Raw genomic sequence first — 20,127 nt, 5'->3', positions numbered from 1 at the left:
TCTTTCCTCCTGTGCAATTCTGTGCTTTTTTCTAATGCGCAATGCTATATAACGGGCGTGTGTTGACGACGCCAATCTGCTTACAGGGCGAGCTCATGCTTGTGAGCTTTGCGAACAGCTAATGCGACACCGACTCGGTTAGCAGATTGAGTGTTGTCAATACTATGTTATGTGACTTAATTTGTGGAAACCGCCTGTAGCTTAATCATTCGATATTTTAAACGTTCACAAGCAATGTCATATTTCTTTGCATTACCACAACCCATATTAATATATTTACCATTTATCTTTAGTTCAATATTATAAGCAAATTCCTCTTTATACTCTTCAATATCTTCATAAAAGTATTTAATACCTGAGCAAATAATATACCTATCGGTCTCAAATATGGACTTATTGATTATTGTTGGGACAAAAAATAGCGCTAAATAAACCAGACCTAAATAAGCAAACTTGCTATTCAAAACCGCAACCCAATACAACACATGGATAGTTAATGTTATAAATGTATTGATTATCAAGACTTTCTTCCTTGGAGAATATAATTCTACAACAGGTTCAACATTAATGCGTTTATATAGCAATATTTCTTGAATACACATCTCAATATAATAAATCCAAAGTACAATATATGCAAAGATCGCTATCCAATAGCTTAATGAATTAACATTACTATAATCAAATCTAAGTATAATACTAACTACTGCATATATTACAAATCCGTAAAAAACAAAGGAACCCAGTATTTTTTCTCTAAATCTTATGATACTTTCCACTTCAACTCACCCCCTGGTATAATAAACTAACAAATTATGTCACATAACGTCTTGTAAGTTGGCGATGTGTGGTATCAATCCTTGTTCAAAACCCATATCGTCAACTCGCTGTTAGGCGATGGATTATCCCGTCCTTTTGTCACTAAATATATCTTGATATCTTATCTGCAATATACCATTTGATGTCTCTTGTATCCATTTGTAATAATTCAAATTCAGATAGTCTTATTACAGGTTTTTCTAAATATATTGGAACCACTAAATCTCTTAATGAATCAAAATATGCTCTTTGAATAGCCCTACCATGCTTATTTGGGAAATCCTTTGTTTTTCTTCTATATCCTTTCTGACCTTTACGAACTGCATTCTTATAATTATCTTCGCAATAATTAATGTAATTATCTAAGTCAAAGCCTAAAACCATATGCTCATATTCCTTAATCAAGTTCAAGGAATTCAACCTATATGTAGTAAAATGTTGTAATTCATCTATCTCAAAAATACAATTAATACCACTAAAAAATGCATCAACTTTCAATTTGGTACTTCTTTTTTTAGACAAACCTTCTAAATTTCCACCTAAAGATATAAATATCTTATCTAGCAACTTATTAGTATAATTATCTTCAACTACTAGATGACTATTACATAACCAATCAAATGTTTTCTGATGTATAGCTTCCTCACCAATAATTTCTTCAAGTATATTAATTATATTATCCTCAAATTTACCCATATATTCACCTCATTGCTTTAAACAGGGATAATCAGTCGCCTAATGTCCTGCGTTCACGACGTACCGGCAACTTATAGATGTCTGCTCATGGCACCCTTGTGGTGACTAATGCAGATATCGTCCCGACGGGCTTAGTGGGGTGTATGTGGTCGACATTCTTACCCCAAAGCCGTGCCCTCTGTCGACCCGAAGCGTTAACGTATTGTTAGCTGATGTACTCATTGACCACCTTAGAACAATCCATAAATCACTATCTCTAAAGTTTGGTTTTCATCAACTAATATTAGGGTATAGTTCTCATTATAGTATTCAGAATCATAAAAATCCTCTAAAGTATATTCATCAGCAAGCTCAAGAGTAGTCTTACTATCAAATTTCCACTGTTTCCTTGGATATATTTCATTCGACTCAAAAACTAAACTTTCGGATTCTATTATCATACCTTCAAGAACATCTGGTAGTCTCAAATAAATCTTCACATTGTCATCAATTTCACGATAACTCCTAAATTCTCCAGAAAATTCAAGGGTTATGACACCACTATCCGAGTATAATTGCATATCAGATTCACTAATCTTCAAAGTTTTCACTCCATCATTCAGAAGATAAATAGGTGATATCATAAAGTCAAACACATTCATCATTAAAGGACCACCAATTAGCAATATCACTAAGGCTACAACAATCTTATTCTTATACCTGCCACTTTCAACAATCAAATTGGCTCCATATATCACTAATGCTATAGCTATTAAACCACTTAAATAAATTGTAATATTCTCAAATTTAATAGGTGGAATTATCATCTGCGAAAGTGATCTATCAGTATAAGGTAAATTCAAATTCAATATGAATGCACATAATGAGATACTCAAACCAAGTATCAACTTCTTTCTATCAACAACTTCAGATTCTTGACTCATAATGCTCCTTTCAATACCGAAATGATTATGTCAGCTAACGTCCTGAGTGTTGACGATGTGTGGCATCCTTACTTGTTCAAAGACCATATCGTCAACTCGCTGATATATGACATTGCACACGGAAACTGCCAATAGCCCTAAACCCTTCTTTATGTAAAATAAACCAATAATTCTTCAAGAGAACTAATCTCAGCATATGGTTTTATCATGGTGTCATTTATGACCTTACGGGGATTAAACCATATGCCATTGATGTTTGCGTTTTGACAACCACCGATATCCTTTTCTATATTGTCCCCTACGAATAATGCAGTTTCAGGTTGTACATCAAGCTTATTTAATGCTAATTTAAAAATACGTTTATCGGGTTTACTATATCCTACTTCATCGGAAATTATAATAATATCAAAGCAACGATCTAAATTAGTGTTAACTATTTTTTCTTTTTGACGTTGTGTAATACCGTTTGTTATAATTCCAACTTTAACATGTACCTTTATGCTGTTTACGATATTTATTGTATTTTGTTTGAGCGAAAAACAACTGGGAAAATTATTGTTCCAAAAATCCATAATATTATTACCTTGCAACCTATACTTTGGTGGGAACACATTAAAAAATGATTCAAAGATTTCCACTTTATTACTATACCCACCCCCATTATCATATTCTTTGAACTTTTGCAACATATCACTTTTTGCTGATTCCCTAACTTCGCCGTAACAATTTTCTAAAATAATTGAAAACATTCTATCTACTGCCTTATCCCTATCAAGTAAGGTATCATCTAAATCAAAGAGCATCGTTTGATAACGTCTCAAACTACTTCACCGCCTTTCCCTCATAATATAAGTAATCTGTAGCTGGCACTTTCAAACAAATTCGTAGTGTGCAATGTCATATAACGTCCCGTGAACTCCCAACGTGTGCCATCCTTCCGATTAGAAAGGCCATGTTAGGAGTTCGCTGTTAGTCGACGGTCTGTTCCGTCCCCACTCGAAAAACTATAAACAGAGCTCATTCTTTCGTTTCTATCTCAATGCCGATACCACCTGTGAAACTGCAAAATAAATTAAATAGTACAATTCCTACCAATATTGCAATATAAATTCCCATTACACTAATAAATATTCCTGCCATCATACCAATGACTGAACCCCAATATCCAGGAACCTGACTAGTTACTTGGCTGACTAATACACCATCTGAACTCAACGTTTCTGTCGTACTACTTGGTAGCATAAACAAACTCATAAATAACCCAAATACTAATGATAACAAAGCCAAAATCAGAAATAGTGGTTTTGCAATTGTAGCAACATCAATCTTCTTCACATAAACTTTCTTCAAAATAATCTCCTTCTCAAAAATAAGTATTGTAACAGGAAATCTATCGTTCATTGACAGGATCAGCCTGTCGACTAACGTTCCACGAGTTGACGACGTGGACATCCTTCCGATAAAAACGTCCATGTCGTCAACTCGCTGTTAGGCGATGTTAATCTTGACAACATACTATACACTGAAGGTTGATGCAAAGTGCTCCATCTCATAAATTATGCGCAAAAGCTCTGCTGTAAACATCAGAGAACTCATAGCTCGACCTTTATTTGGTTCTTCTATCTTATGAGTTGCACTATTACCATTCTTCCTAATAATATCTACCCACTTCTTCATTGGCGGTGTAATATAACCCAAAGATTCAAGTTCATCTAAGTAAAAAGCAAAAGACTTACCTTCTTCTGCCCCCTTCTCAACAGCTACATGCATTAGTATCTTGCGACAAATTAGTTCAGTTGCATTAAAGGCATTAACTGACATACAGTTTCGAGCTTCGTTGTATGCTTCATATACATCTTCTGGTACTCCAGTAAGGCTTGGCCCCTCTACTTGTCCAGGATATATAATGTTATTATCCTTCCTGTAAGAACCATGCCCACACTTTGTACATACCAACCATTCAGCTCTTGCACCTACAGGCCCTGTATATGCAATTACAGCGCCTGATACATAAGTTCCACAATGTCCACACGTATAATCAGACCAAGCTTCTGTAGTAGAACCATCCGGTTTTGAATATCCCTTGTGACCTTTATAATCCATATTTATTCTCCTTGTCTATCCGAAAGATTAATTTCGCCTAACGTCCTGTGAGTTGACGATGTGTGGTATCCATCCTTGTTCAAGCCCATATCGTCAACTCGCTGTTATGTAACGTTAATTCCGTCAGCTTTAGAATCAACTATATCTCTTGCCCTCTAATCAATGCATGTAATTTACTATTAACTATAAGCATATAACCAATTATCACCTTTAAAAATGGAAACATAAGGTTCAAGAGCATTGTCATTCTTTGAACTAAATCAAATCGATCTAAATTGACACCAAAAACTGATATTGCTTCATATACCCCTTCTTCTATTGAAAGAATCACAAGAATTACCCCAACTATTTTAATTCCAATAAGCAAAAGACTATTATAATCTAATACAATATCAACGGAATCAATCTTTCTTTCATCTTGTACAATAACACCTGATATTCTTGAACTTAGTAACCATAGAACTATACAGATTACAGCATTAACCATGAATACAAAAACCAGACCAAAAATTCCAATATTCTCACTCATAGGTTTAGTCTTCATCATCATCGGCAAATAGTAAATTATATTGCTCAAACTACCAATAGTCTTAACAAGATAGTATAGTGATAAGAGTTTAATTAATACTGTTGTGAATTTCTTCATATCTTATATCCTCTCTCATAACTAGGAATTAATGTCACATCACATAACGTACTGTGAGTTGACGATGTGTGGTATCCATCCTTATTCAAAGCCCATATCGTCAACTTGCTGTTATGTGCAGTAATCATTCGTCAGCTCCCAATACACTCTAAATTGTGCGATTGACATTCGTACAACATATGGTACAATATGTCTAGGAGGTGATTATATGATCGCTATTACAAGTTCCCAAGTACGTAGCCACTTCAAAGAAATATGTGACAAAGTAGTAGAAGACGTCGAAGCTATTATCGTAACTCGTTCACGTGGCGAAAACATAGTAATGATGTCAGAAGCCGAATACAACAATATGATGGAAAACTTCCGCGTCTTTAGCAATCCAGAAAGATACCAGAAAATCAAAGATGGTATTGATCAATACGAGCAAGGCAAATACTCTGAAAGAGAGCTAATAGATGATTAAAATATTCACCGACAACGCTTGGAATGACTATCTATACTGGCAACAAACTGACAAACAACTGGTAAAACGAATTAATAAACTCATCAAAAGCATTAAGCGAGATGGCTTCTCACATGGTATTGGTAAACCTGAACCGTTGAAACATGATCTAAGTAGTTACTGGAGTCGCCGGATCAATAATGAACATAGAATAATCTATAAAATCGATGACGAAAAACTTGTCATTACCTCATGCAAGGACCACTACTAAAGGGTGGTCTTTTCTATTACCCAGAATGATTATTGCACATAACGTCCTGTGTATTAGCGATGTGTGGTAACCTTCCGATTAAATCACCCATATCGCTAATATGTTGTTAGACGATGTAATTAACGGAAGTAACCGATAGTCTTGAATTATTCCTTGTAAACTATAAAGAATATGCGTCTGAAAGGGAATAATACTCTACCGTTTCGCTGTTCTTTATAATATATCCGAATCTTATCTAATACAGTTTCTTCAAATTCCATTCTTTCACCCTGCGTATCTATTGCGTCTAAATATGGTTTCATACCTGTTGATTTATACCATTCGATTATCCTTTGATGATTTTCCATTACATGGTAATAGTCCGTTTCCCATATATAAACTTCCTCACTTAACTCACTACATATATTATAATAGTATTCTGTGTTTTCATAATTTAAATATGAATTCGTTATAAATCTACCGTTCCACTTCTCACTTATAGCCGTTTCTTTAACAGCTCTTTGTATTCCCATATTGCTAACGCTAGGAATCTGTACTGCTAGTGCACCACCTTCTTGAACTAATCCGAAAAACTTATGTAATAATTCATGATGGTTTGGCATCCACTGTATGGCAGCATTCGAAAAAACTAAATCAAATTGACCTAAGCCACTTAAATCTTGATTAGCATCCCGTTCTTCAAACTGAATCTGTGGCAACCTTTCATTGGCTTCTTTAATCATATTCGCGGAACTATCAATACCTATAATTGATGCATCCGTCCATCTTAGAGCCAGTTGTTCAGTACTATTACCAGGTCCACATCCAATGTCAATAATTCTATTAACGTACTTTATTTCGATACTGCCTATTAAATCTTTTACTGGTTGAGTTCTTTGCTTTTCAAACCTTTTATATAGATCTGGATTCCAATCTTTCATGTAATCACTCCCCGTGTGTCACAAAAATAGTTAATTATATCGCCTAACGTTCCCGCGATTACCGAAGTCACTCCTTTTGACCCTTAGGGCAAAAGTGGCGCTGACCTTGCCTCGCAAGGCTGTGTCAACAGAGTGATTTGGGTAATCGGCGTGTTAGATGTAGTTCAAATATGTTATTAATTCATTCTTAGTTCATTAATTTCATCCCATGACCTTCCTTCAACCATCTTATGATGTTTTGGACAAACTAAAACTACATTTTCTTCAATATATTCTCCTCCATATTTACCAGGAATAACTCTATGCATATGCAGTTTCTGAATATACTCTGGAATACCGCAAATAAAACATTGATAATCATATTTCTCTAAAATCAATTGCCTAAATCTAAACTTAAAATCAAGCATTTCAGAAAATTCAATTGCTCTGTGACCATTTACTCTCACATGCTCAAGACTTCTATATGCACTTTTTATTACACTTTTGTCATGCTCTTGTGGAGATGAATGACTATATCTACCTGATTCAAAATACCAAAGATTATCATCAGGATTAAAAACTCCCCATTCACTTCTTGAAATCGAAAATTGCTTTTCAATACCTTCTGTATCTTCTATCAAATGCTTTATGGCCCATTTTGCCCTCTTTTTCATAGATTTGGGTAAGGATTCTATATCTCTTAGTCCAGACATTTGAATTTCTAAAATCAACTCGTCTCTTTCGATATTTAAATCGCCATCTGTGATTGCTTCGTTTAGATCCTTTAATTGATCTAAATATTTATTGGAAAGTACCCAACATTTTTTCTCCGCATTCCATTTACGTTCTTCTTTAGGAATTAATGTTTTAAATTTTTCCAATATATGATTGAATGGAATACCGTTCCCACTAGAAATTGTCACTTTAAGGTTATCTTCTTCCTCAATAATTTCTAACATATTACCACTCCTTATTTGTATTTCATCTAACGTTCCGGGTTTGCGACGCCCTTGAACCAGACTGGAGAAGATTGACCCCAAAGAGGGGCTTGCCCCCCGGTGAGAGGGTGTGGTTTCGGGCGACGTCCGGAACCCGCACGAATCATGCCCGAAACTCTTGCGCAAGACTCATTGTTAGAAGATCGTTCGCCATGCCTTTAAGCATTAAGCAGTTTAATGTCCGAATATATTTTTTTCAAGTGCCAGTCAGAAAGATCAATTATTGGTTCGTACATAAATGCATTAATATGGATGTTTTCAGGCGTTACCATATTAACCTGCTCGAGAATCTTGTGCTCCTCAGGTAAAAGTCTTGCTTTAATTCCCTCAAACCACTCTCTTGTCTGGTTCGAATCTGACTGAAGAGGAGTCATTTTGGATTCATTGTACTTTTTTAACATAAATTTTTCGGCTTCAATTCTTACTGCAATAGACAGGATTATTTTATTTTCGAGGCATGCTTCTTCTGCTTGCACACTTGATATTTGAGCCGACAAATCACTAAGAAGCTTCATAACCGTCTTGCTTGCATCAGGAATTACTAAGGGTTCTAATGCAATTACTTTTTGATATTCTGACCACAAATCATTAATCGTAATGGTATCCGTCTTAGTCTTTAAGTGAAGCAGGTTAGTTAATTCAGCATATACGTCATCCTTGCCCATATAATCAGCTATGTTTCTAAAAAATGGTATCCCTGCAATTAGCCATTTTGTCTTTTGTGTATCAGTATTGATTTTGCCATTTTTTAATTTCTCAACAACCATTCGTTTGAAGACATCTTTTGTATATCCAAATTTCGACATTATCAGATTGTCGTTTTCATCTCTTTGAACAATAAACGTATTTTCACGCTTAATGTCCAATCTTGATGCAACAGTCCTGTAAAAATCAAAGTTGTGAGTCAGAATTAGCAAATCAAGATTCTTCGCTTCTGAGATTTCCTTTAGATATTCAATAATGGCGTATTTATTCTTGTAATCAAATGAATCTGCAATATCATCAACTACGACAAGGACACTGTCTCCGCTTGTCAGGACTTCTGATTTTTTCAACTCAATATCAAAAAGAATTTGCAGTAAATATAAAGCACGCTTTTCCCCCATACTTAATACGCTCATTAACTCTTTATGAGCCTTTTCAACCTTATCTGCTCCTCGCTCGTAGTCGAATACTATGTTCGGAGCTTCGCTTTTAAGTAATACATGTGCTTGATTTTTGATACGTATTTTGAATGGAACATTAAATCGCGCATTGAAATCTTCAACTATCTTCACCCATACATCTCGCCTCTTATTGGCTTCATCAAAAATTTCTCCTATTCTCTTTTCTGCAGATTCAAATCGCAACTGCAAATTGTCATATACGCCTCGGCTTTCAGCAATATAATTTAGCCAGAGTTTAATTTTTAGATCGTCAAGATCATCAAGATATCGAATAAGTTGTTTGTTGCTCTTCAAAATTTCTTTAAGAGATCGAGACTCTTCTGATCCATTTAGCATTTTGCTTATTTCTGAGTAAACTTTCTTCAATTCAGGTGCTTTTTCAACTCGAGACATTTCTTCTTTGTATTTTATTTCCCATTCGCTTGATGATTGAATTTCCGTTCCATCATTAAGTTTGATTATGTGCTTTGCAGCGAAAAGGTCATATTTCCCAAACGATTTCCCTAACTGGTCTGCTTTATAGTCATCAAATCCCTTCGTCAGAAAGGTTGACTGTTTTATTAAGTCGTCCAATATTTCGATGTATCTTTCGATACTTCTCTTGAATTTGGGGTTTTCTAAGATTTTAATAGCTTTAGCGTTAAAAATCGTATTGTAATCCAGCCCTCTAAGATCTTCAGTAGTCTCAAAAGAAGGATACTTCTCCGTGATTTTCTTGAACAAATCCAACCATTCTTGGTCTTTAGTTAATTTGAAATCAGTAAACAAGACGTCCTTGACGTTATTTTTTGAAACTTGAGATTTACTATTCAAAGCATTTATGAATATTTTCACCTCTCCTTCGAGAGAACCTATAATGTCTTCATATTCTTTCTTCAATAGACGGTCAACCAGAAGCGTGGAAATGCTTTCTTTTGCTTCTAAACTTTCATTAAATGAATGAATTACATATAGTCCCATTGCTTTCAAGACTTCTGTACTATCCTCCGTATTGCATTTTCGTCCTTTATACTCAAGTTCAAATTTGGGAACTTTCGTAAAAATTCGATCTTCTGGAATTATACCGTTTTGTATATCATCCAGAGATTTTGCAAATGAAGTTTTCATTACACCATTAGGAGAATATATAAGTGCTTTGTTGTTATATGTGAAATTAATCATTTCTAATTCAAAAGATTTCAAGCCGTAACAGTTGTTGAATTTGCCTTTAAGCATTTGTCTGCCTCTTTTCATTGTTTTATGGCGAATGTCTTCTAACGGTTCGCGTGTCTACGAAGTGACCAATCCTTCATCTACTTGGCATGTTGGAGATACGCTGTTAGACGATGTATTCTAGATAGTGGAGCCAAGGACAGCGGAGCGTAAATCTGGTACTTATTTAAACCAAACTTCTTTTTATATCTTTTTTGTCCATTTTCTCAATTTAAATTATTTTCATTGTTCGTTAGATAATTTGCTAGAATTATTCAATCCCCATTTATTACGAATAAATGTGACAACTTCTTTAAGCGATTTTTTACCTTCTGGAGTGTGATCTGGAAAAATCGGAAAAACATGAAACATTCCCTTCCATAATTTGAAGGTTGCTTCTACACCATCATTTTTTGCCTTTTCTAGTAGATTTAATGAGTCATCAAGTAATATCTCATCAGTACCTGTATGTATAAGTATTGGAGGGAATCCATTGAAATCTCCAAACCTAGGAGAAACCAATGGGTTTTTTACATCTTTCTCTTTTGTATACGCCATCACCAGCTTTTTTTGATCATTTACAAAGACTAAAGGATCTTTTTTTCATTAGTTATTAAACTTTTAGATGTTAATGTAAGATCAGTCCAGGGTGAGTAAAGTATCAGGGCTGTTGGTAATAATTCTCCCTTGTCTCTTAAGGCTAATGTTGTAGATAAACATAGTCCTGCTCCAGCAGAATCTCCTACGAAAATTATGTTTTCAGAAGATATTCCTTGTGATAAAAGACTTTGATATACTGTAATTACATCCTCTAATGCTCCAGGAAAAGGATACTCTGGAGCTAACCTGTATTCCACATACAATACTCTAATACCCGTCGCCTTAGCTAATCTACTAGTAAAATGTCTGTATGTATCAATGGATCCAATACAAAATCCTCCCCCATGTAAATATATAATAACTTTATCTAATGGTGCATTTTCTAGATAGGCCCATTCACAAGCTACAAGGTCTAACTGAACCTGTTGAATATTAACATTTTTAGCCAATGAATTCTTCTTAGCTGACTCATCTGTTTTCTTTCTTCTTAAGATAAAGTCTTCATCCGTTGGTACAACTTTTCTAAGAATTTTTTTTAGTATATAGGATTGAATACTCATTTTTACTTACTCCTTCTATTCATTATCTTATAATTAAATCTGGAATTCATAAGTGAGCCAAGGACGGCGAAAGAATAACTACTCCCCCGCTAGAATCTGTTGTCTAACACTCTCGCATTCACGACGTACCAGCCACCTAGAGATATTCGCTCATGCCACCCTTGTGGTGGCTAATGCGGATATCGGTCCCGACGGGCTTGGTGGGCTGTATGTGGTCGACTTATTCTCCAACGCCGTCCCCTAGGTCGGCCCGAAGTGTTAATGTACTGTTAACTGAAGTAATAGCGGATTTTACCCAAGATATCTTCTTTGAAAAATATCTGTAATATCTTCAAGTAGTCTTTGAAGAAGAATATGTCGTCGATTAACTCTTCTTTCAATAAGTGGGTAAAATACCAATAATGGAAGATAGAATAAAACAGCTAACATAAGCACTACTCCTGTTACTAAAAACAACTCTGTAGGAGCAAGTAAATCAGGCAAAATTCCTATACCAAATGCAATAACTGGTAAAATGATTATTATGAATGGTCTAAATATTGTTCTCTTTAGAACATCTATGTTAGAAGGTCTCTCTAATCTCATATTAATTGTACCTATTAGATATTCAAGCTTAACTTTAGAGTTAATGGAGAACTCCGTTCTATTAAGTAGAGCTTCAACTTCATCCAAGATCTCTTCATAAGAATCTATGAATTTATGCGAAGTAAGTTTCACTTCACGGTCAATAACTAGGCCTAAAACAAAAGAAATCGTCATCATAATTGCTGTGGCAGTGTAGAATGTCGTAGGATCGTTCGAAACTAGTGTTGAAATCATAAATCCAACTAACAGCAAAATAATAGATCCCAATATGGCTAATGCCACTACCGTTGTAAAACTTAAATCTTGATATTTCTTTAATCTGTAATGCTTCACTTCTGTTTCATACTTGTCTAAAATGTAGTCTAAATACATAAATCCTCCTATATACTAGCTATTATTTCAGTTTACGTTCCGCGCATTCACGACGTAGACATCCTTCCTTGTTACTGTCCATGTATGTCATATGCTGTTATAGGAAGTCACTTACGGCACCCTGAATCAAACTCTAGTTGGCTAAAATTAATTATTAGTTGGCAACTTAAATAGAGCTATATGGTTCTTTTTTAGCTCATCCACATATTTGTTAATCCAACCAAAACCCACATACCATCTTTTCTTTCCAAAGTTACTGTACCGCCAACCGCACCTTTTCTGGATTTAAACTTACTTACTTTAAGAACGGCTTTGTTATCACTTATTAACTCCAAATCACTTGCACTCAATAAGATACCTTCAATATAATTATCATCAATAAACATCTCCTTATCTTCAAGTGATTTCATTGACTCATCAAGTATTATCTCGTTATATACCTTCATCGCCCCAAAAACAGAATCAATATCCTCTTCTGTTGCCAAATCAAGTGTTCTACTGTCAATCGCAATATAAGAAGCACCTTCATTAAGCGCAACATCTTCTTCCATAATTGCTTCAAAAGCCACTAAATATATATCTCCATAATTGACATCAACATCCGCCTCTTCAGAATAACTGCAAGCTATAAAAGAAATTGAAATCATTATCATTAATAATATATGAACTACTCGCATGCTGTACCGCCCTCTTAACTTAGTAAGTGATTTCCGATAATAATTTAATCACGCGTTGCGTGAATACTGCAATATTGGTTGTTAATGCGCATTGCGTCAAATATTGTTAAAGCTGATCAAGTGGATTTGTTATTCGACTCAAAGAAGCTCTAGATACATGTGTGTAGATCTCGGTAGTCTTACTGCTGCTATGCCCAAGTAGTTCCTGTATAAATCTTAAATCTGTTCCGTTTTCCAGTAAATGTGTTGCAAAAGAATGTCTTAAGCTATGATAAGCAAGCATGAGCGCTGACTTATGTTTTTCATTGCTCGTAACCTCAAGCAGACGTTTAACTTCTCCTTGACTCATAACCTTGGGTAACTTCTGTTCTTTTTTGGGTCGTTGTAGTTTGATGATATCAGCTTCTTCATTTGACTGAACTTTCTCGTTCTCTAGGAAAGTCATACTCTAGCATTCAGCTTTAAAACATAGCTGAATGCGTCAAGGTCCTTTCCTTTCGAACCGTTCAGAAATATGAGCAGAGCTCATAACGAAGCGTAGCTTCTTTTCTTGCATAAATCTTGATGGCATTGACTGCCTGATTACAATATGAATGGCTTGAATGTTTGTCTCATTTTGATACGATATTTCTATTCAATTGTTTTTATATGGGAAAGAGTTTGTGAAAAAAATCTAAAATAATCCCTCAATCACCAATTATTTAATGCCCTCATTGAAATTCTAACATTTCTTAATGTTTTTCACAATACTTGATGTAGTTTTTACTTGAAAAACGTAAGTAATAGTATGTTTTAGATAACGCTATTGAATCCAGGTAATATCCCTTTTAATTATTTCTCTTTTCTTCCTTCTTCACATATAAATAATATGTGCCATTTCCAATACTGCCTATACCTCTATGTCTAGAATTTACAAATTCACTTCTTGTACTTATTCCCTTACTATCTAGATCTGACTTCAACTTCATGTAATGATTTAGATCTTGGGTTACCAATACTTCTTCCCAACCAAAAATTATATTCAGTAGTCGACTCATAAACCTTCCCTTCTTATATAAAATAGATTTATTGTTTCATGTAAATAATTGTTAAATACGAAATAAACAAAAAGACCTCTAGTGATAAACTAGGGCCTTGAGATTACAGATCAAGTCTCCTTGATCTGTGAATGACTGTACAATATATAGCTCCCCGTTCATATCTTATATATAATTCTATAATCTCTGTATAGAACTTCTTGATTCTTATGTCTATTATACTAAATAACTCAATTTAACTCTATAATAAAACTCTATATATCAATACCTATGTATCGATTAATTAAGACACCAATGGCAAAACTAATGGCTGCTACGCCAAGGGAAATAGTGGCCATTTCAAAGAAGCGTTTTTTGAAATTATAGTCTTTTGCCACGGAGATATAATAATTAAATATAAATATAATTAGAACGGCAACCACTAATGTGACGCCCAAGCTTACAAAGGGATTGGATAACAATAAGAAAGGTAATATTAAGAATAACACTGTAAAAACATAGGCCATACCTGTGTATATAGATGATTTTAAGGCATCGTCGCCACCTTCTTGTTTTGTCGCAAGGTATTCAGATGCCGCCATGGAAAAAGATGCACTGATACCAGTTATAAGGCCAGTTATCGCAATAAGTTTTGTATTTTGAAAGGCAAATGTATAACCGGCAAGTGCACCTGTAAGCTCTACAAGTGCATCATTAAGTCCTAGAACTACGGATCCCATATAATTCAATCTTTCTTCATCTATCATGGCAATGAGTTCGTCTTCATGACGTTCTTCATCTTCTATAATATCATCTAGATAGGCTAACTCAGCATTCAGTGTCTTATAAGTCTCTATGGCTTTACTTTCTGATTTCTCTAGAAGCTTAATGCCAAATGTTAAACCAAGAATCCTTGTCAGCCAATAATGCCACTCAATCTTTATTTTCTCTGGTTTTAGTTCTTTACCTGTTATTTCTTTCAGCTTCATATAATGTGCTTTTTCGTCTTGTGCTACTTGTTCGACAATCTTTCTATTATGATCGTCCTTAATGGTCCCCGCCACCTTGGTATATAGATGGTGAGCCGTTATCTCATCTTGTTGGTCTTTTAATATCTCATCATAGTTGCTTTGACTGATTTCTACTTTCATTTTTTCTCTCTTTCTTTGCTTCATTCTTTGATTTTTCATTTGCATAGCAATTCTATATTTATTTAGTTCTTATATGTTACCTTCGCTGCCTTACAGTGCTGACAAATATACTCACATATCATATCAAAATCCTGCGCTTCACTATAGATTTGATTATGTATTAAGTTCTGATTTAGATAAATGACGTGTCGTCGTTTATTCACTACAATTGTTTTTACTTTGGAAAAAGTACTGTAAGTGCTTTGTTTGGTTCCGGCCAAAAGCCCTGCTCCTGTCGTCTGGGGATTACCTGCCATTACGCCAGCTAAAACACTGATCATAGCCAAGACTTGACTCTTCTTAAATTGTTTATCCAGTTGAATATGGTTCACACCCATGCCATTCATTTCAAAGACAACACAATACCGGCCGCCATTCATAATAGCCACCAGTGGGTAGGCAAGTAACATCAATGCTGTCAGAATAACAGCTACAATAATAATAACCTCGAAAAATATGGCACCGGCCTCAATGAATCCCTCTTCTAAGGTAAGGAAAAACATGAGCAATGCCGGAGCCATAGCACCTAACATCATAACTTTCCATACCGTTATGAGTATGGTAGGATTCTTCCACATGTTCATGTCATAAGCCCATCTCATGAGACCTTCCCCGTTCATAACCACAGCTGTATCATCCGGCATATCTTGATGCTTATTATTACTTGTGCTTACTATAGGATCAGTTACAACCGGTGAGCCACAATTTTTACAAAACAAGTTGCCTTCTTCTATTGGCATATTACATTCATTACAATTCATAAATCTACCCCCTTACCCTGTTTAATTGTTAACAGGCGCATCTACAATAATTATAGCATCTATATTCTATGTTTCATAGAATAAAAACCAAGGTTTCATAAGACTTTTCTAATACCAACATCGACTATGAAGTTCCTGGAACTGTGTGTATGATTTAAGCAAGACAGCAGGAGCTGTCCGCCGACTTTTGGTGTAGGATGCACCAACTGGAGGCCGTTGTCATATACACAGTGGAAGGGTTTTCATAGGACCCCCTATTAACTATAAATCAAAAAAAGACCCTAAAAGAGTCTTCTTTAGAAGTGAGCAAGCCGATAAGCCGAGTTCTGTCTTGAACGGTCATCTGTCTAGTCTTATTGTCACCAATAAGCTCAAGCGACTAACCAAGTGCTAAGCGGGCCGCCATCACACTTTAATGTCTTGCACCGAGTGGGGTTTACATATGCCTCTCTTGTTACCAAGAAAGCGGTGAGCTCTTACCTCACCTTTCCATCCTTACCATGTAATGAAACATGGCGGTTTATTTCTGTTGCACTATCCTTAGAGTCGCCTCCACCAGCCGTTAACTGGCACCCTGCCCTATGGAGCTCGGACTTTCCTCACCTAGATTGCTCTAAGCGCGACCGTCTAGCTTACTCACCTTGGTACTATATCATAGCTTATATAAATATGCAATCCAAATTCCTTTAACGATCTTCTCTAAAATATGGAACACCCAGTCCTTTTGGCGGAGCATCTTCTTTGGACTTTCTAATGGAACTAAGAATCAATACAATGATCGTAACTGCGTATGGCAGAACATCCAGTAGATTCTGAGAAATACTAAGATGCTGCAATCTAAAGCCTATAATACTTAACCCACCAAACAGATAAGCGCCAAATAGAGCCATTATGGGGTTCCACTTCACAAATATAACCAATGCAATGGCAATCCATCCTCGACCTGCAGTAATGTTATCTTGCCACTGAGGCACATCCACAACCGATAAATAAGCACCTGCCATCCCACAAAGAGCACCACCAAATAAGATATGGATATACTTATAGAGATTGACATGAATACCGGAAGCATCCGCTGCACTTGGATTCTCACTAATAGCGATCAAATTCAAACCGAATCTGGTCTTATAAAAATACACACCCAGGCAGATGGCCATAAGATAGCCGATGTATACAAAATAATCATGTCGAAACAAGATAGGTCCAATAAAAGGTAAATCGCCAAGAAGAGGTATTTTCACTCTCGTAAAAGATTCAATGACTTTTTCCGGCATTTTTTGGCCTATAAATAGTGTGCCTACAAAACTGGAAATACCCGTTCCAAAAATGGTTAATGCTAATCCTGATACGACTTGATTAGCCCTTAAGCTCACGGTAAGAAAAGCATAGATCAGCGCACCAAGTGCACCTGCTACAGCCGCTCCAGCTATGGCTAGGAGCCCATTGCCTGTATAAAATCCCATTCCAAATCCTGCAACGGCACCAATAAGCATCATACCTTCTACACCCAGGTTCAAATTACCTGATTTTTCAGTAAGCATTTCGCCCAGTGTAGCAAAAAGTAAAGGTGTGCCTGCAATAATCATAGCGAATAAAAAGGATGTCATTTAAGCCACCTCCTTTTCTGTAATGGAATTTCTTACCAACTTATACTGTATAAAAAACTCACTACCGATGACAAAGAACAAAATAACACTCTGTAGTATACCCGCTGCTGATTGAGGAATCTGATACGCTGTTTGAATAAAGCTACCACCTTTGATCATAATCGCAAAAAGAAGGGATACAGGTATGATAATTGCAGCTTTAAGGCCAGACAACCATGCCGTAATTATGGCCGTGTAACCGTATCCTGCCGCTACTTGAGTCGACAAGGTTTGATTCACAGCTGAAGCTTGCATCATACCAACAATACCTGCGATTCCACCACTAATGAATAAAGCCGACAGGATAACTTTTTTCACATTCATACCGGCGTATTTTGCTGTATCAACGCTTTCTCCTACCACTGCGATCTCATACCCAGCTTTTGAGTAATTCATCATGATGGTAATAATTATAACTAGAATAATAGCAATGATCCATCCGACATGCACGCCAAAAAGCTTAGGCATGATTGCAGCATCGGTAAAGTTAGCAATCTTGGGAAAACCTAATGAGCCGGGATCTTTCCATGGACCATATTGAAGATAGGTCACCCATTTTAAGGCAACATAGTTCATCATTAAAGTAAAAATCGTCTCATTCGTACCGAATTGGACTTTAAAAAATGCAGGAATAAGTGCCCATAAGCCACCGCCTACAAAACCAGCCAGAAACATAGCCGGTAGCAAGATCATCTTAGGCAGATGGTTATAATGAAGCGCCAAATAACTGGCAGCCAGAGCCCCTACGATAATCTGACCCTCAGCCCCGATATTCCAGAACTTCATTTTAAAAGCTATCATGATACCAATGGAAGTCACAACCAGTGGTATGGTAATGGTAAAGGTATCTCGTATTCTATGAGCTGAGCCAAATGCCCCTTCTACCATAGAAAAATATACATTTATAGGACTATGACCAAGTGCACTAATGAAAACTGAAGTGAATAGGAACGCCGCTATAATTGAGACAATGCGTATGATAGCTGCTTTTTTACCTGTCATATCTGTTCTTTTTATCATTCTCATTGTGCCATCACCATCCCTTCAATACGCTCTCCAGCCATCATTAGTCCAACTTCTTCTCTTGTGGTCTGATTAGCATATACGATACCTGTTACTTCACCTTGGCAAATGACCATGATTCGATCACACAGTTCAAGTAGAACATCCAGATCCTCACCAATAAATAAGACACCAACGTTCTTCTTCTTTTGTTCATTGACCAGATCATATATGGTATGGGTTGCGCCAATATCTAAACCTCGTACCGCATAAGCTGTGATTAGAACGTTCGGATTGGTATCAATTTCACGACCTATTAGGACTTTCTGAATATTACCACCGGACAATTGTTTTACCGGATGGTGAACCCCTGGGGTTTTTATTTCTAAGGTGTCTATCATTTTTTTACATATTTCTTCTATAGGCTTTCTCTTAATGAAGATACCTTTTTGATTATGATGTTCTTTTAGAAGATAATTATCCACCATATCCATTGAGGCAACCAGTCCCATACCCAAGCGATCTTCCGGTATAAAACTCATACTTATACCCTTTTTGATAATGCTTCTTGGGGATTTGCCAATAAGACTCTCATCTTTATAAATAATCTCACCGGACTTTACAGGATACAGACCGGCAATCGTTTCACATAATTCCTTCTGTCCACTACCGGATACGCCGGCAACCCCAAGTATCTCACCTTCATAAAGCTCAAAAGATATATCTTTTAGTACCTTTACATGTTCCAGATCTACGGCGTTTAATTTGTCCACCTTGAGTAATCGATTACCTCTGTCTATCATTGGTCGTTCTATGGAGAGATTGACAGACTTTCCAACCATTAAGTCTGTAAGTGCCCTAGGCGTTGTCTCTTTTGTGATCAGTGTTCCAACAGTGGTACCTTTTCTAAGGACTGTAACTTTATCAGAGATTTCCATTACTTCATTCAGCTTGTGGGTTATAATGATGATTGCACAACCTTCTTTTGCCATGTTTCTCATGATTGCAAAGAGTTTCCTTGTTTCTTGGGGTGTCAATACCGCAGTCGGTTCATCCATGATTAATATGTCTGCACCTCTATAGAGTACTTTCAAGATCTCAACAGCTTGCTTTTCACCAATGGACATGTCGTAGATCTTCTGATCCGGATTGACCGTCAAACCGAATTGATCAATGATTTCTTTAAGATCTTTTGACAATTTCTTGCGATGTAAAAAAAAGGACCCTTTTTGGCCCATAATAACATTCTCTTTTGCTGTTTGAACCTCTACCAGTTTATAATGCTGATGAATCATACCAATGCCTTTTTCGATGGATTCTTTTGGACTACCGATTTTTGTAGGCATGTTGTGAATATAAATAGAACCGCTGTCAGGCTTATATATACCTGACAGCATGTTCATTAATGTGCTTTTACCTGCGCCATTCTCACCGAGTAGCGCATGTATCTCACCTTTATTCACTTCAAAATTAATATGATCATTTGCCTTAACTGTACCAAAGGTTTTGCATATGTTTTCCATTTTCACAAAAACTTGATCCTTCATGGCAAACTCCTTTAATGACT

The 20,127-nt window shown here is 36.0% G+C and carries 23 protein-coding genes and 1 other RNA gene; 2 read left to right on the top strand and 22 right to left on the bottom strand.

Translation table 11 applies throughout. From position 1 onward, the window contains the following. Positions 1-176: 176 nt before the first annotated feature. From PATL70BA_RS15080 to PATL70BA_RS15050, 7 genes are all read right to left on the bottom strand, one after another. Positions 177-776, bottom strand: a complete 600-nt coding sequence (locus PATL70BA_RS15080; RefSeq protein ID WP_125138156.1) for a hypothetical protein — start codon at positions 774-776, stop codon at positions 177-179. 142 nt (positions 777-918) lie between these two features. After that, positions 919-1,512 (bottom strand): DUF7255 family protein, encoded by a 594-nt coding sequence (locus PATL70BA_RS15075; RefSeq protein ID WP_125138155.1) that lies wholly within the window; start codon positions 1,510-1,512, stop codon positions 919-921. Between the two features lie 230 nt (positions 1,513-1,742). Beyond that, positions 1,743-2,435, bottom strand: a complete 693-nt coding sequence (locus tag PATL70BA_RS15070; RefSeq protein ID WP_125138154.1) for a hypothetical protein — start codon at positions 2,433-2,435, stop codon at positions 1,743-1,745. A gap of 149 nt (positions 2,436-2,584) precedes the next feature. Further along, positions 2,585-3,256, bottom strand: a complete 672-nt coding sequence (locus PATL70BA_RS15065) for an HAD family hydrolase (protein ID WP_197715767.1) — start codon at positions 3,254-3,256, stop codon at positions 2,585-2,587. Between the two features lie 196 nt (positions 3,257-3,452). Continuing rightward, positions 3,453-3,836 (bottom strand): hypothetical protein, encoded by a 384-nt coding sequence (locus tag PATL70BA_RS15060; protein WP_172596278.1) that lies wholly within the window; start codon positions 3,834-3,836, stop codon positions 3,453-3,455. A 114-nt stretch (positions 3,837-3,950) separates the two neighbouring features. Then, on the bottom strand, positions 3,951-4,538 hold the full coding sequence (locus tag PATL70BA_RS15055; RefSeq protein ID WP_125138152.1) for a DUF4145 domain-containing protein: 588 nt from the start codon (positions 4,536-4,538) through the stop codon (positions 3,951-3,953). 139 nt (positions 4,539-4,677) lie between these two features. Continuing rightward, positions 4,678-5,184 (bottom strand): hypothetical protein, encoded by a 507-nt coding sequence (locus PATL70BA_RS15050; RefSeq protein WP_125138151.1) that lies wholly within the window; start codon positions 5,182-5,184, stop codon positions 4,678-4,680. Positions 5,185-5,392: 208 nt separating this feature from the next. Here PATL70BA_RS15050 and PATL70BA_RS15045 point away from each other — a divergent pair, with 208 nt between their 5' ends. Then, positions 5,393-5,647: a type II toxin-antitoxin system Phd/YefM family antitoxin gene (locus PATL70BA_RS15045; protein ID WP_125138150.1), complete on the top strand. Its 255-nt coding sequence runs from the start codon at positions 5,393-5,395 to the stop codon at positions 5,645-5,647. Continuing rightward, entirely contained in the window at positions 5,640-5,897 is a 258-nt protein-coding gene (locus PATL70BA_RS15040) for a Txe/YoeB family addiction module toxin (protein ID WP_125138149.1), read from the top strand. Before PATL70BA_RS15045 ends, PATL70BA_RS15040 begins: the two co-directional genes overlap by 8 nt. A 146-nt stretch (positions 5,898-6,043) precedes the next feature. Here the strand turns inward: PATL70BA_RS15040 and PATL70BA_RS15035 are convergent, their stop codons facing one another. The 15 genes from PATL70BA_RS15035 to PATL70BA_RS14965 all read right to left on the bottom strand — a co-directional run bounded on the left by PATL70BA_RS15035 (position 6,044) and on the right by PATL70BA_RS14965 (position 20,107). Then, positions 6,044-6,817: a methyltransferase domain-containing protein gene (locus PATL70BA_RS15035; protein ID WP_125138148.1), complete on the bottom strand. Its 774-nt coding sequence runs from the start codon at positions 6,815-6,817 to the stop codon at positions 6,044-6,046. 176 nt (positions 6,818-6,993) lie between these two features. Next, the gene (locus PATL70BA_RS15030; RefSeq protein WP_125138147.1) at positions 6,994-7,755 is read right to left on the bottom strand and encodes an HNH endonuclease; all 762 of its coding nucleotides are present in this window, start codon (positions 7,753-7,755) and stop codon (positions 6,994-6,996) included. Positions 7,756-7,952: 197 nt separating this feature from the next. Further along, the gene (locus PATL70BA_RS15025) at positions 7,953-10,193 is read right to left on the bottom strand and encodes an ATP-binding protein (protein WP_172596277.1); all 2,241 of its coding nucleotides are present in this window, start codon (positions 10,191-10,193) and stop codon (positions 7,953-7,955) included. A 201-nt stretch (positions 10,194-10,394) separates the two neighbouring features. Next, positions 10,395-10,709: an alpha/beta hydrolase gene (locus PATL70BA_RS16835; RefSeq protein WP_125138145.1), complete on the bottom strand. Its 315-nt coding sequence runs from the start codon at positions 10,707-10,709 to the stop codon at positions 10,395-10,397. A 29-nt stretch (positions 10,710-10,738) separates the two neighbouring features. After that, the gene (locus PATL70BA_RS16830; RefSeq protein WP_125138144.1) at positions 10,739-11,311 is read right to left on the bottom strand and encodes an alpha/beta hydrolase; all 573 of its coding nucleotides are present in this window, start codon (positions 11,309-11,311) and stop codon (positions 10,739-10,741) included. Positions 11,312-11,602: 291 nt separating this feature from the next. Further along, positions 11,603-12,268 carry a hypothetical protein gene (locus PATL70BA_RS15010; RefSeq protein ID WP_125138143.1) on the bottom strand — a complete coding sequence of 222 codons (666 nt, stop codon included), beginning with the start codon at positions 12,266-12,268 and terminating at the stop codon, positions 11,603-11,605. Positions 12,269-12,459: 191 nt separating this feature from the next. After that, entirely contained in the window at positions 12,460-12,921 is a 462-nt protein-coding gene (locus tag PATL70BA_RS15005) for a hypothetical protein (RefSeq protein WP_172596276.1), read from the bottom strand. A 130-nt stretch (positions 12,922-13,051) separates the two neighbouring features. After that, a complete protein-coding gene (locus tag PATL70BA_RS15000) occupies positions 13,052-13,390 on the bottom strand; it encodes a tyrosine-type recombinase/integrase (protein ID WP_125138141.1) in 339 nt (112 codons plus the stop codon). A 382-nt stretch (positions 13,391-13,772) separates the two neighbouring features. Next, entirely contained in the window at positions 13,773-13,982 is a 210-nt protein-coding gene (locus PATL70BA_RS14995) for a hypothetical protein (protein ID WP_125138140.1), read from the bottom strand. A 254-nt stretch (positions 13,983-14,236) separates the two neighbouring features. Then, the gene (locus PATL70BA_RS14990; RefSeq protein ID WP_243115929.1) at positions 14,237-15,151 is read right to left on the bottom strand and encodes a VIT1/CCC1 transporter family protein; all 915 of its coding nucleotides are present in this window, start codon (positions 15,149-15,151) and stop codon (positions 14,237-14,239) included. A gap of 23 nt (positions 15,152-15,174) precedes the next feature. Beyond that, positions 15,175-15,912 carry a zinc ribbon domain-containing protein gene (locus PATL70BA_RS14985; RefSeq protein WP_125138138.1) on the bottom strand — a complete coding sequence of 246 codons (738 nt, stop codon included), beginning with the start codon at positions 15,910-15,912 and terminating at the stop codon, positions 15,175-15,177. Positions 15,913-16,211: 299 nt separating this feature from the next. Continuing rightward, an RNA gene (gene rnpB / locus PATL70BA_RS14980) (RNase P RNA component class A) lies at positions 16,212-16,551 on the bottom strand. Between the two features lie 47 nt (positions 16,552-16,598). Further along, positions 16,599-17,519 (bottom strand): ABC transporter permease, encoded by a 921-nt coding sequence (locus PATL70BA_RS14975; protein ID WP_125138137.1) that lies wholly within the window; start codon positions 17,517-17,519, stop codon positions 16,599-16,601. Beyond that, entirely contained in the window at positions 17,520-18,584 is a 1,065-nt protein-coding gene (locus PATL70BA_RS14970) for an ABC transporter permease (protein WP_125138136.1), read from the bottom strand. Next, positions 18,581-20,107, bottom strand: coding sequence for an ABC transporter ATP-binding protein (locus tag PATL70BA_RS14965; protein WP_125138135.1), 1,527 nt, complete (start codon positions 20,105-20,107; stop codon positions 18,581-18,583). The genes PATL70BA_RS14970 and PATL70BA_RS14965 overlap by 4 nt, the downstream gene beginning before the upstream one ends. Positions 20,108-20,127 lie beyond the last annotated feature (20 nt).

This window comes from Petrocella atlantisensis, from assembly GCF_900538275.1.
Lineage (GTDB): Bacteria > Bacillota > Clostridia > Lachnospirales > Vallitaleaceae > Petrocella > Petrocella atlantisensis.
This window is presented reverse-complemented; position numbering and strand designations above follow the sequence as displayed.

Coding starts and splice junctions, on each gene's coding strand:
- PATL70BA_RS15035 (WP_125138148.1), bottom strand. CDS start 6,817: ATGAAAGATTGGAATCCAGATCTATATAAAAGGTTTGAAAAGCAAAGA.
- PATL70BA_RS15070 (WP_125138154.1), bottom strand. CDS start 2,435: ATGAGTCAAGAATCTGAAGTTGTTGATAGAAAGAAGTTGATACTTGGT.
- PATL70BA_RS14995 (WP_125138140.1), bottom strand. CDS start 13,982: ATGAGTCGACTACTGAATATAATTTTTGGTTGGGAAGAAGTATTGGTA.
- PATL70BA_RS15055 (WP_125138152.1), bottom strand. CDS start 4,538: ATGGATTATAAAGGTCACAAGGGATATTCAAAACCGGATGGTTCTACT.
- PATL70BA_RS15045 (WP_125138150.1), top strand. CDS start 5,393: ATGATCGCTATTACAAGTTCCCAAGTACGTAGCCACTTCAAAGAAATA.
- PATL70BA_RS14965 (WP_125138135.1), bottom strand. CDS start 20,107: ATGAAGGATCAAGTTTTTGTGAAAATGGAAAACATATGCAAAACCTTT.
- PATL70BA_RS15075 (WP_125138155.1), bottom strand. CDS start 1,512: ATGGGTAAATTTGAGGATAATATAATTAATATACTTGAAGAAATTATT.
- PATL70BA_RS14990 (WP_243115929.1), bottom strand. CDS start 15,151: ATGAAAAATCAAAGAATGAAGCAAAGAAAGAGAGAAAAAATGAAAGTA.
- PATL70BA_RS15005 (WP_172596276.1), bottom strand. CDS start 12,921: ATGATAATGATTTCAATTTCTTTTATAGCTTGCAGTTATTCTGAAGAG.
- PATL70BA_RS14970 (WP_125138136.1), bottom strand. CDS start 18,584: ATGAGAATGATAAAAAGAACAGATATGACAGGTAAAAAAGCAGCTATC.
- PATL70BA_RS15040 (WP_125138149.1), top strand. CDS start 5,640: ATGATTAAAATATTCACCGACAACGCTTGGAATGACTATCTATACTGG.
- PATL70BA_RS16830 (WP_125138144.1), bottom strand. CDS start 11,311: ATGAGTATTCAATCCTATATACTAAAAAAAATTCTTAGAAAAGTTGTA.
- PATL70BA_RS15050 (WP_125138151.1), bottom strand. CDS start 5,184: ATGAAGAAATTCACAACAGTATTAATTAAACTCTTATCACTATACTAT.
- PATL70BA_RS15000 (WP_125138141.1), bottom strand. CDS start 13,390: ATGACTTTCCTAGAGAACGAGAAAGTTCAGTCAAATGAAGAAGCTGAT.
- PATL70BA_RS16835 (WP_125138145.1), bottom strand. CDS start 10,709: ATGGCGTATACAAAAGAGAAAGATGTAAAAAACCCATTGGTTTCTCCT.
- PATL70BA_RS15060 (WP_172596278.1), bottom strand. CDS start 3,836: ATGAACGATAGATTTCCTGTTACAATACTTATTTTTGAGAAGGAGATT.
- PATL70BA_RS14975 (WP_125138137.1), bottom strand. CDS start 17,519: ATGACATCCTTTTTATTCGCTATGATTATTGCAGGCACACCTTTACTT.
- PATL70BA_RS15025 (WP_172596277.1), bottom strand. CDS start 10,193: ATGAAAAGAGGCAGACAAATGCTTAAAGGCAAATTCAACAACTGTTAC.
- PATL70BA_RS14985 (WP_125138138.1), bottom strand. CDS start 15,912: ATGAATTGTAATGAATGTAATATGCCAATAGAAGAAGGCAACTTGTTT.
- PATL70BA_RS15030 (WP_125138147.1), bottom strand. CDS start 7,755: ATGTTAGAAATTATTGAGGAAGAAGATAACCTTAAAGTGACAATTTCT.
- PATL70BA_RS15010 (WP_125138143.1), bottom strand. CDS start 12,268: ATGTATTTAGACTACATTTTAGACAAGTATGAAACAGAAGTGAAGCAT.